Origin of the sequence: Vibrio sp. V42_P2S4T144, assembly GCF_009904715.1 — a bacterium.
In the GTDB taxonomy this organism is placed as follows: Bacteria; Pseudomonadota; Gammaproteobacteria; order Enterobacterales; family Vibrionaceae; genus Vibrio; species Vibrio alginolyticus.
The window spans coordinates 1-11,586 of sequence record NZ_WXWS01000568.1; the positions used below are offsets into that span (position 1 = coordinate 1).

At 45.3% G+C, this 11,586-nt stretch carries 7 protein-coding genes; 2 read left to right on the plus strand and 5 right to left on the minus strand.

Annotation, left to right across the window (positions count from 1 at the left end; genetic code table 11):
- Positions 1-603: 603 nt before the first annotated feature.
- Positions 604-942, minus strand: a complete 339-nt coding sequence (locus CAG68_RS18890) for a YggL family protein (protein ID WP_005374208.1) — start codon at positions 940-942, stop codon at positions 604-606.
- A gap of 267 nt (positions 943-1,209) precedes the next feature.
- On the opposite strand from CAG68_RS18890, the gene CAG68_RS18895 reads away from it, so the two are divergent.
- Positions 1,210-3,246, plus strand: coding sequence for an alkaline phosphatase PhoX (locus CAG68_RS18895; RefSeq protein ID WP_161441505.1), 2,037 nt, complete (start codon positions 1,210-1,212; stop codon positions 3,244-3,246).
- 99 nt (positions 3,247-3,345) lie between these two features.
- Here the strand turns inward: CAG68_RS18895 and CAG68_RS18900 are convergent, their stop codons facing one another.
- Positions 3,346-4,737 (minus strand): glycoside hydrolase family 1 protein, encoded by a 1,392-nt coding sequence (locus CAG68_RS18900; protein WP_025768058.1) that lies wholly within the window; start codon positions 4,735-4,737, stop codon positions 3,346-3,348.
- Positions 4,738-4,885: 148 nt separating this feature from the next.
- Positions 4,886-6,946 carry a sensor histidine kinase gene (locus tag CAG68_RS18905; protein WP_161441506.1) on the minus strand — a complete coding sequence of 687 codons (2,061 nt, stop codon included), beginning with the start codon at positions 6,944-6,946 and terminating at the stop codon, positions 4,886-4,888.
- 171 nt (positions 6,947-7,117) lie between these two features.
- Here CAG68_RS18905 and CAG68_RS18910 point away from each other — a divergent pair, with 171 nt between their 5' ends.
- Positions 7,118-8,467: a sigma-54-dependent transcriptional regulator gene (locus CAG68_RS18910; protein ID WP_064354482.1), complete on the plus strand. Its 1,350-nt coding sequence runs from the start codon at positions 7,118-7,120 to the stop codon at positions 8,465-8,467.
- A gap of 43 nt (positions 8,468-8,510) precedes the next feature.
- Here the strand turns inward: CAG68_RS18910 and CAG68_RS18915 are convergent, their stop codons facing one another.
- Together CAG68_RS18915 and brnQ are read right to left on the minus strand one after the other, a co-directional pair.
- On the minus strand, positions 8,511-9,719 hold the full coding sequence (locus CAG68_RS18915; RefSeq protein ID WP_064354483.1) for a GGDEF domain-containing protein: 1,209 nt from the start codon (positions 9,717-9,719) through the stop codon (positions 8,511-8,513).
- Between the two features lie 103 nt (positions 9,720-9,822).
- On the minus strand, positions 9,823-11,133 hold the full coding sequence (gene brnQ / locus CAG68_RS18920; protein ID WP_161441507.1) for a branched-chain amino acid transport system II carrier protein: 1,311 nt from the start codon (positions 11,131-11,133) through the stop codon (positions 9,823-9,825).
- Positions 11,134-11,586: the final 453 nt, after the last annotated feature.

Below are 11,586 nucleotides of genomic sequence, written 5' to 3' on the forward strand. Positions count from 1 at the left end.
AAATTCTTGCGGTTTTTATAAACAGTATGGTAAATCTGAAATGCCCACCTTGTTAATCCTTATTAAGATTCAATGACAGTATAAGTAGGGAACTTGATTGCCATTTTTCTGTCATATCTGGTGAGTAAGTTAACTGTGTCAGATAGATAATATGCCGTTTGCCAGTAAAAACAGGCTGCAAGAAATCGGTAATTATCATTATGTTGTGAAATTGGTCACGGTTAAATGATTGATTCCCTTATAGATTGAAGGGGATACGACCTTAGACAATAAGCTCCATGAGGAGCGTTACTTATATAAGATGAGGGACTTTACTATGAAAAAGACTAGAAGAGCTCAGCTACATCGTGTGCGTATTCAATACTGGAAAGACACGAAAGACGCACCAGCTAAAAAATCATAGTTAATTATACCTAAAGGCACGAGCTGGCTGTGGAACGCAGTTTCCCGTTGATTGCCAGCTCAAAAACGCCACAATCACTCCGCGCAACTTCCCAAGCACCCTAATTTACTATCACATTCTTCAAAAAATAAAAAAGCCAGTCTTAAGACCAGCTTTCTCTACCATTTATTGAGCTCTGCGTATTACAGGTTGCCCTTTAGTTACAGGTAGTTGGCGTCAACTAGTTCGCCCGCTTGCGCGCTTTTCACTTCTGGGCGTGCTTCTAACCATTTGATAACTTGCGCTTTCTGTTCTTCAGTCGCACTGCCGTAACGGTCAGTAGAACATAGGAAGCCTTCAAACAGTTCTAGACCACCGCCACCGAAGCAAAGACCAAGCTCGTCAATGTAGTCGATAAAGTCATCAACGAATGCATCGTAACGGTCGAAGTCGTTAATGTCTGTTTCACAGCTGATCTCGAAACCTAGGATTGCGAACTCACCTAAGAACAGCTTTTTACGGATACGACGGCTCTTGTTATCGATCTTGTCTAATTTCATGATTATCTCTCGTAGATGATTTGATTTCGTACACCTTATACCTTCTATCACACTTTAGCCCAAGTAAAATCAGAATGAAGCGATACAGTTGGTGATTATGTGACCAGAATTTAATTGCTTCGTTAGCTGTGTTGGTTTAGTTTGCAGTATTGTTGAAACACAAGTTTCATATGTTTTAAGCACTTTTGTCATTTTTCTTATCCAAACTTCTTGCCGTTCAACTAATCACTTATTTATTAATTAAACTATAAGATCGGGAAAGTAAAAATGAGCAAGGAAACCTTTGACGCGACGCGTTATAACCAAAGTGAAAACAAACCATTTGAAGAAGTATTAGAAGCGAGCCTATCTCGACGCAGCATTCTGAAAGGTGGTTTAGGTATCAGTGCGATGACAGCGTTTGGTGCTTTCGGATTGGCTGGTTGTAACTCGTCTGACTCAGGGAGTACAGTAAGCAGTGGTTCGGGCGCATCTAAAGCCGTTCTTAACTTTGAATCTATCCCTGGCTCACTAACTGACGCAGTTTCAATTCCACAAGGCTACACCGCACAAGTACTAGTACCTTGGGGAACACCACTTAATGCACAAGGCAGCGCATGGCAAAATGATGGTACCAACACCAGTACCGATCAGTTAAATGCGCTAGGCATGCACCATGACGGCATACATTTTTTCCCATTGAACGATAGCACTACAGATGGCTTGCTATGTATTAACCACGAGTACATCGACACATCAGCACTGCATCCAAACGGTCCGACGGTTGAAAATGGCGTACGTACCATTGTAGATGAAGTGCGCAAAGAGATTAACGCGCACGGTGTATCAGTGGTTCGCATTCAACTGGAAGACAACATGTGGAAGTTGGTTGATACCGACCCACTAAACCGTCGTTATACTGGTGCGACAGTCATGGATTTGTCTGGCCCGGTAGCCCACACATCTTTAACTGTCACTCGTTTCTCACCAGATGGCAGCCAAGCGCGTGGTACGTTAAACAACTGTGGCAACGGCTACACGCCGTGGGGCACGTACTTAACGTGTGAAGAGAACTGGCCAGGTTACTTTGTTAATGCCGGGACTCGTACAGAAGAGCAAGATCGCATTGGTGTCGATGATCAAAGTACACGCTACTTGTGGGAGACATTAGCAGGAAATTCAGAAGAGCGTCTTGATGAGTTCTCTCGCTTTAATGTGGCTCCAACAGGAGCAAGTGCGATGGATGATTACCGTAATGAAGCCAATGGTCACGGTTACATTGTCGAGATTGACCCTTACACGCAAAACTCACGTGCGAAGAAACGTACTGCGCTAGGTCGTTTCCGTCACGAGGGCTGTACTTTCGGTAAGCTTGAAGAAGGCAAACCAGTGGTATTTTATTCTGGTCACGATTCTCGCTTTGAATACCTATACAAATTTGAATCTGCGGCAGCGTGGGATCCAGCAGATGCTAACCCTGATAACCGCTTGGCGATGGGTGACAAGTACATGGACGAAGGCACACTGTATGTGGCGCGCTTCAATGAAGACAGCACAGGTACTTGGTTACCATTAACGCTTGATAGCGTAACAACCGCTGGTGGTACGTTAGCGGATCACTTTGATTCACTGGCTGAAATTATCATCAATACTGCGGGTGCGGCGGATTTAGTTGGGGCAACACCAATGGATCGACCAGAGTGGTGTACGGTTGATCCATTCACGGGTTCAGTATATTTAACATTGACGAACAATACGCGCCGTACAGATGAAACCAACCCTGCGAATCCACGTTTGAATAATAAGTTTGGTCATGTTATTCGTTGGGATGAAGGTGCTTCAGCAACTGACTTTACTTGGGATATCTTTGTGTTTGGTTCGCCAGCAAATGGTGATGCAGATACCAACCGTTCTGGCTTGAATGAGTTAAACCAGTTTGCGAGCCCAGACGGATTAGCGTTTGATGGCCGTGGTATTTTGTGGATTCAGACTGATAACGGCGCAGATGAAGTCACGTCTTACACCAATGATCAAATGTTGGCTGTTGTTCCATCTAAGCTAACAGATGAGAATGGTGATCAAGCTGTGATTGGTGCGGATAATCAAGCTGAATTGAAACGCTTCTTTGTCGGACCAAATGGTTGTGAAGTAACAGGCTTTACCATCAGCCCTGATTACAAATCATTGTTTGTGAATATTCAGCACCCAGGCAACTGGCCATACAGTGAAGATGCAGCCGAAGAAACGCCTGCTGGTGTTTCTGTGCGCCCACGAGCGGCGACAGTGGTTATTCGACGTGAAGACGGTGGAGAGATTGCAGTTTAATCTCTAAATGAATAAACACCTTAAAATTCAAGCCCTGCAATTGCAGGGCTTGATGGTTTAGGCGAATGCCTAGTTGCACTTTATACCTAGACAACAGGCTTAGCTTTTCAATGAACCGCCTGAAGTACGAATCACGTCTTGATACCAGAAAAAGCTTTTCTTGCGTTTACGTTCTAGCGTTCCTTGCCCATCATCATGACGATCGACATAGATAAAGCCGTAACGTTTGCTCATCTCAGCGGTTGAGTTTGCGACCAAATCGATTGGTCCCCAACTGGTGAAGCCCATCAGCTCAACGCCATCCAAAATTGCTTCATGTGCTTGTACAAGATGGTCGTTCAAGTAAGCGATGCGGTAATCATCTTGAATCTCACCGTTTTCATCGATTTCATCACGTGCACCTAAGCCGTTTTCTACGACGAACAGTGGCTTTTGGTAGCGATCGTGAAGGAAGTTCAGCAGAACGCGAAGGCCTTTTGGATCGATCAACCAACCCCATTGGCTCTTCTCAAGATATGGGTTTGGTACGCTATCGACGATGTTACCTACTTCCTTCTGTTTCGGGTCTGCACTTGCACAGCCACTTGCGTAGTAGCTGAATGAGATGAAATCGACACTTGCCGATGCAATTTCTTCTAAGTCGCCTGCTTCCATCTGAATTTCGATGCCGTTTTCACGGAAGTAACGCTTCATGTAGCCAGGGTACTGACCACGTGTTTGCACATCACCGAAGAACAACCACTTGTTGTTTTCATGCATTGCTGCCAGCACGTCATCAGGATTACAGGTGTATGGGTAGTTGATTGCGCCAAGCAGCATGTTACCAATCTTGCCGTTTGGTACGATTTGCTGACACAGTTTTACCGCTTTTGCGTTTGCGACTAGCTGGTGGTGAATCGCTTGGTAAATCTCTTGTTCATTGGCGTCTTCTTGCAAACCAACACCAGTAAATGGTGCGTGTAGAGACATGTTGATTTCGTTGAAGGTTAACCACAGCTTCACTTTGTCTTTGTAGCGTTCCAGCACGGTGCGAGCATAACGTTCGAAGAATTCGATGACGCGACGATCGCCCCAACCGCCATAGTTTTCAACCAGTGCGTAAGGCATTTCGTAGTGAGATAAGGTCACGAAAGGTTGGATGTTGTGCTCGGCAAGTTCGTCAAAAATTTTATCGTAGAACGCCAAACCTTCTTCGTTCGGTTCTAACTCGTCCCCGTTCGGGAAGATGCGGCTCCAAGCTAAAGATAGGCGCAGACAGTTAAAGCCCATCTCTTTAAATAGAGCAATGTCTTCTGGGTAGCGATTGTAGAAGTCGATCGCCACGTCTTTGATACCCGGTGTACGTTCTTCACGGGTTTGATGCGGACTCAAAATACCGTTTGGCAGCATGTCTGATGTCGATAACCCTTTACCCCCAAGGTTGTACGCCCCTTCTACTTGGTTTGCAGCAATGGCACCACCCCAAAGAAAATGTTCAGGAAACTTAATCATGTTTCTCACTCTTTATATTTAGGAAATGTTTGTGGATTTATTGCTTGAGAATAGTGTAGGAGACACCTCGATACTTGTATCGAGATCGTATTTTTCTAAAACAGCGGGGATGCTTAGTTCTAATGATGATTTTGTAATCAATATCAACCTAGGCTGATTTGAACAATAGAGTGAAAGTCAGCCCATTTTGTTCATTCTTATGCACGGTAATTTGTCCGTTCATATCACGCATATTGTTGGCCGTAATCGCTAAACCCAGCCCCAATCCTTCACCAATTTTCTTTGAGGTTTGGAAGGGTTCGAACATGGATTCAAGCATCTCATTCGACACGCCGCAGCCATTATCACTGACGATCAGTTCGACCTGATTGTCGGTTGGGTTGACGATCAAGCTGAGCTGCGGGTTGGTGGTATGGTTCATTGCGTCTAGCGCATTCGAGACAAGATTACCGAGCACCTGAAGCAGTCGTTGTTCTTCACCCATGATATTAGGTAAGTCATGAGGAACACGAACACGCACATCCACTTTGTCTAATTGGGTTTGATAAACGCGTAGGGTTTCTTCGAGTGCGGAGGTAAGAGAAATTGCTTGTAGGCTTTCTGGTTTGTTATAGGCGAACGTCTTTAACTGGCTGGTCATGCTTGCCATGCGATCAATCAGCTTCTGCACCAATACGTTGTTGGCTTTCATCATCTCGGTTTCGCCACGTTCTGCTAACAGTTCATTTGTTGTGAGCAGGGTACGCAAGCCTGTCAGTGGCTGATTGAGCTCATGAGTAACCGCGCTCGACATGCGACCTAAGGCGGCCATTTTGCTCGATTCAATCAACTGGCTTTGCGCCTCTTTTAGTGCTTGAGTTCGCTCTTCAACCCGTTGTGCCAGTTCTTGGTTGACCTGTTGCAGTGACTGTTCGGCTTTTTTCCGCTTGCTGATGTCGATGATCGTTGCAAGGAAATACTGCTCGCCATGCCAAGGGAAACTGGTTAGCGAGAACAGGACAGGGAAGACGCTTCCATCGCTGCGTCTGGCAATGGTTTCGACCGTACTGATCTCTGCGAGCTCTTTATGTTTAGGTAAGTCCTTGAGCAACTTAAGTGTGGTGGAATTAGGATTGCCTGCATCGAATAACTCCCAAGCAAAAGCGTGTCGATTGACGCTTTCTGGCAAGCAGAACAAACGCTTCGCCATTGGGTTGAGATCGAACAGTTGACCTTGTTCATCAATCAATAGCAAACCAACGTGGGTCTTATTGATCATCTGCTTCAAGCGGCGTTGAGACTCTTCCAACAGAGCTTGAATTCGCTGTTGATTGATGTGCTTTTGGCGACGTTGTAGACCAATGATGACGAGTAATACAACTAACAAGAGCAGCGCCGCTACGCTCCAACCAATCACGTTGATGGTTTGTTGAATCGGCTTAGAAGGGGTGAGGTAGCTGACGTACCAATTCAAATCATCCAATTTAACGGTGTGTGCAAAATAGCGTTGCTGGTTGAGCGTCCACACACTGATATTGGTGTTGTCGTATAAGCGCTGCGTTTCTAACTGAACGGTGTTGCTCGGTTCGTTAAACCAGTCAGCGTTATAGAGCGAGCTGCTCGATAGGAAAAAGCGTTGCTGGCGATTTTGCAACGTAATGATGTCTTGGCTAGTAATAGTCTGTTCGGTCAATAAGCTGAGGTTGATTTGCACCACCACAATGCCTGCTATATCCAGACCGTCGTAGATAGGGGCTGCAAGATAATACAACGGACTCGAACCTTTGGTTTTGTTCACCAAGGAAACACCGCCGCCTTGATTGTGAATTTGTTCCACAATGGCTTTTCGGTCAGATAGGCTAAAGCGCTCTTCGATTAAACTCGAGACCAATACTTCGCCAGAGTTAGACAGGATTAGCCAACCTTCCGTATTGGCGGCTTTATCTAGCTGAGTCAGTTGGGTTTGCAATGGCTCGTAATAAGTCCGGTTTCCTTTTACAAACGCGATGGTTTCCGGATTATTGGTGACAAGGTAAGGCAAGTGATAGAAGCGTTTGAGTGCACGGCGAACTTCACCGATATAGTCGAGCAGTTTTTGTTGAGCTTCGGTTTGAGTTTGTACGCTCAACCATTGACGAGCAACCTCTCTGCTGGCGCTATAACAAGACAACATCAGCACTGTTGCAATTACGACCACAAGCCACGTTTTGCCATTCCTTTTGCGCTGCATACTGACTCCGTTCAGCTAGTGCGTTCTCACCGAGAGTCATTAAAGAGTGCGCCTAACTGGTTGGATGTTAAAGACTTGTAAGCAAGAAGTGAGATCTAGCTCCTTTTCTCCTCAGTGGTTTTTGCTACCGTTAGCAAAGAGCGATTTCTATTCCACCTACGGTAGTAACTCATGGCTTTTGACGACACCCCTAAAATTGCACTTATCGAAGACGATGACATTGTTCGTCAGGCTACCAGTCAGTGGCTGCAACTGGCGGGGTTCGACGTGACCGCATTCAGTTTAGGAGAAGAGGGGAAAGCGGCCATTCTTAGCCAAGAATTTGATGCGATTGTCAGTGATGTTCGCCTGCCGGACACCGACGGCTTGTCGATACTAGAAAGCCTGATTGCTAATCACATCCCAACGCCAGTTATTTTGATCACCGGACATGGTGATGTCGATATGGCAGTTGGGGCGTTGCAAAACGGTGCGTTCGATTTTATCGAGAAACCTTTCCAACCTGAGCGCCTATCCCAGCGAGTGACCGATGCGGTCGAGAGTTATCGCGCACAAACGTCTACTCAAGATCGCCAAGAGTATCTATCTAGCGTTAGCGGCTTAGAAGAAGTGCTGATTGGCCGAAGCCGTGTGATGCAACAGCTTAGAGAACAAGTTGCCAAGTTAGCACGCATTGATACTAACGTGATCATTTACGGCGAAACAGGTTGTGGTAAAGAGCTGGTGGCGACCAGTTTGCATAATGAAAGCCAACGCAGATCCTATCATTTTGTGCCAATCAACTGTGGCGCTATTCCTGAGAACCTGTTTGAAAGTGAGCTGTTTGGACATGAAGCAGGGGCATTTACCGGAGCGGGTAAAAAGCGCATTGGTAAGTTGGAATACGCGGATAAAGGCACTTTATTCTTTGATGAAATCGAGAGTATGCCACTGTCTATGCAGGTGAAAGTGTTGCGTTCATTACAGGAACATACGGTTGAGCGCGTTGGGGGTAACCAACAGATCTCGGTTGATTTAAGAGTGATCGCCGCCGCGAAAGAAGATCTCAATGAGCATGACGAGTTTCGTCAGGATTTGTACTATCGTCTTAATGTGGCGCAGATCTATTTGCCTCCGCTACGTGAGCGAGAAGAAGACGCGTTGATCTTGTTCGAACACTTTGCCCTGAAAAGTAACCCTGAGAGTCGTCCGCTGAGTGAAGCCGATAGAAAAGCCATTCTTGCTTACGCTTGGCCCGGTAACGTGCGTGAGCTTAGAAATGTAGCAATGCGTTTTGCTCTGGATGAAACCGTCTCCGTGATGGAAATTCTCTCCAGTCGACCATCTTCTACAACCGAAGAGACACAAGCAGGCGTTCCGTTGGCGATTCAGCTACATAATTTTGAGCGTAAAGTGCTGCATGATTCTTTAGTCAGGCATCATGGACGCATCAATGAGGTGATGCAGGAGTTGGATTTACCACGTCGAACCCTTAACCAAAAGATGCAGAAGTTTGGTTTGAATCGCTCCGACTATACTTAGTGCGATTTCTAGCTAATTCGAAATCACTGGCATAACAAACATGTTATGCGCTTTTGGCAGGAGCTGGGACAAACTTATAATTTAGGTCTTTACCTTCTCCAAACAAGGTAACGAGGTTCCTTCCTGTATGTTTAGAGCTATATAGCGCTTCGTCTGCTTCAGCAAGCGCCTCTTGAAGTGATTGCCCCTCAGATAACTGACTGATACCAAAGCTCATGGTCACTTCAGTTTTAAATGATTGCAAAGCGGTTTCAGTTTCGACCGCAAGGCGAATTTGCTCTGCGAAAATTTTGGCTTGCTGTGCTTTTTCGAGCAAAACAATCATGAACTCGTCACCACCAAATCGCACAATGCAGGCTGACTCAGGAAGATGCTTTTTAAAAATAGTGGAGATCGTTGCCATGACGGAGTCGCCAACCGTGTGACCATAGTGATCATTAATCGCTTTGAACTTGTCGACATCAGTCATAATAATGCTGATTGCTTGGTTTTTTTTATGTGCTTTACTAACCAAGTTTGGAACGATTTCTTCCATGGCTCGACGATTATATAGCCCTGTGAGTGCATCTAAATGAGAGAGAGCATTAATGGATTGCACCAAGCGTCCGTTAATTAACCACAGCATACTAAAGCTCAAAGCAACGATCAGGCAGATGCTAAATAAGAAAGTCAGCTGATGGATAAGGCCTGCGACCATAAAACTTGGTAACTCACCTGAAAAAGTACTCCAAAGCGCCCTAAATCCCATAAAAAAACTAAATCCAAAGAAAGAGTAAGCCATTGCTTTAACAGGGAGCTTTAAGTCCTTTTGGGTACCTTTAAGCATGGCGACACCACTAAAGAAGGTGACGATACAAATATACGTGCTCAGATAAATAATACGGCTTTTGATAGAAGGGTCATGGAAGGTGAAATAGTAAAATGAACCACTAAAAACAGGTGTTAACAAGGTGAGACAGTGAGCCAATTTTAAAGGATATTGACGAAAAATGCTTACGCTATATAGCGTAAGCAAGAAGCCGACTAATATGAGAGTGTTGGCTATGACGATGGTCAGCCAGTCTGGCGCAGAGCCTCTAAAGCCAAGTAAAAAAGGGCCTAAACCAATAAACAGTAGTGATATCGAGAAGGTTTTTAAGCCTTTGACTCTACCCTGAGTGTATTGATAACAAAGCAGACTAATAGAGTAAATGCAAGAGAACAGAATAACGATAAAGTTCAGTGTTCTGATGTCTAGATACTGATTATCCATAGGCGACCCATATCAATCTTTCATTCAGGCAACTCCTTTGCCTGATATCAATAAGCGAGCTACATAGTAACGCACTTATTGAGCGATGTCTTATGTTAAACGGCTATTCATTCACCAGCTCGAATTGTTCGGTTTGGTTGGTTTTCGTCGTAAACAGCAGACCAACAATCATCATAATTACGCTAGGCACAATCCAGCTAGCAAAGTCATTGTACAGAGGCATGTAATTACCCATCCACTCATCAGTGGAACTTGGCATGTAACCTAGGATGTGCAGCGCATCAACACAACCAAACGTTAGAGCAGTGAACGCCGTCGCGACGACCATGATTTGCGACATCTTGTTGCGCACCGGTGCCATGATCATCAACGCAATCGCTACTGGGTGAAGCGCCACAACCGCTGGTAATGTGATAGCCAATAGTTGCTCCAGACCTACGTTGGCGATTAAACCTGCCAATACCATGGTCGTGATAACGCAGCCTTTGTAGTTCACTTTGCTGAAGGTGTTGTCGTAAAACTCACTGCCTGCTGTGGTTACGCCGATAGCAGTAGTCAAACACGCCAATACCATCACGGCACCTAGTAATAGTGAACCAAATGCGCCGAAGTGGCTGAAGGTGAATGCCGTTAATATGTCGCCACCATTGCTGAACTCAGAACCCAAGTATGAGCTTGTCGAACCAATGTAAGCCAATGAGATGTAAACAAACGCCATGGCAACCGCGTACATCAAAGCTGCGATTAGCGTGTATTTTGCGGTGGCTTTCGGGCAATCCACACCCATGCTGCGAATCGCGCGGAAGATGATCCAACCAAAACCGATAGAACCTAATGCATCCATGGTCATGTAGCCTTGGGTTAAGCCTTCAGCAAATGCGCCAGATACGTATGGTCCTGTTGCGGAAGTTAGCTCACCTGCAGGAGCAACCAAAGCAGTCACAGACATGATGATCAAGATACCCATTAATGCAGGCGTTAAGATCTTGCCTAGGTTGTCGACCAATTTACCCGGATATAGGGCAAATAGAATGGTGATAGCACAGAAGGCAATAGTGAAAGGCACCAAAGTGGCATCACCAAACATTGGTGCAAAGCTAAATTGGTAAGCGACGGTAATCGCACGTGGGATTACGAACGCAGGGCCAATCACGATAAATACCATTACCCAAAAACTGGTCGCCAAAGGTTTAGGTAGGGCAGCGGTTAATTTGTCTGAACCGTTTACGATAGCCACCATCACCAGTGCCATCGCAGGCAGACCTACGCCCGTTAAGAGGAAGCCAGACATCCCGCTCAGAAAGTTTTCACCTGCTTGATAACCCAAAAATGGAGGGAAGATCAGGTTACCCGCGCCTAAATACATGGCGAAAGTCATGAAGCCCAAAGCGGCGATATTGCGTGCGCTTAACATTGTTATTCCTCTTATGTTTTGCTTGGAAGAAACTGAAAGGAATGGGAGGAGTATGTGGTGTTCCCGTCAGCTTCTTCTCAAGCTGACAGAAAGTTTAGATATAGCCTGTCAGCTCTGAATCAGTTTCAGAGAGAGCAGGAGGATCGCAGCAGCAACGCCAGATGGGCGTTTTAAAGCGAATTGTAATTGCGCAGTTGCTGACATGGGTGATCCTTAATGACGAAAAAATACCAAGGAATACGTTTGCCTTGGCGTGTTGTTACCCTAACGAACATAGGGCTATTGGCACAACCCCGAAGTAGAAAATAAGTTGATACGGTCAATGTTTGTTTCTGAACTGGTGGATCGAACTGCTTTTTAAATTCAAAATTAGAATAAATGACTTTTCATTTCTGTAACATGACTTGTTTTGCTGTATTTTTGTGCTATTTGTAGTCGTTTAGGCTATAAACC

Bases quoted from the DNA above. Each gene is read 5' to 3' on its own strand.
- CAG68_RS18910 (WP_064354482.1), top strand. From the start codon at position 7,118: ATGGCTTTTGACGACACCCCTAAAATTGCACTTATCGAAGACGATGAC.
- CAG68_RS18915 (WP_064354483.1), bottom strand. From the start codon at position 9,719: ATGGATAATCAGTATCTAGACATCAGAACACTGAACTTTATCGTTATT.
- CAG68_RS18890 (WP_005374208.1), bottom strand. From the start codon at position 942: ATGAAATTAGACAAGATCGATAACAAGAGCCGTCGTATCCGTAAAAAG.
- CAG68_RS18905 (WP_161441506.1), bottom strand. From the start codon at position 6,946: ATGCAGCGCAAAAGGAATGGCAAAACGTGGCTTGTGGTCGTAATTGCA.
- brnQ (WP_161441507.1), bottom strand. From the start codon at position 11,133: ATGTTAAGCGCACGCAATATCGCCGCTTTGGGCTTCATGACTTTCGCC.
- CAG68_RS18900 (WP_025768058.1), bottom strand. From the start codon at position 4,737: ATGATTAAGTTTCCTGAACATTTTCTTTGGGGTGGTGCCATTGCTGCA.
- CAG68_RS18895 (WP_161441505.1), top strand. From the start codon at position 1,210: ATGAGCAAGGAAACCTTTGACGCGACGCGTTATAACCAAAGTGAAAAC.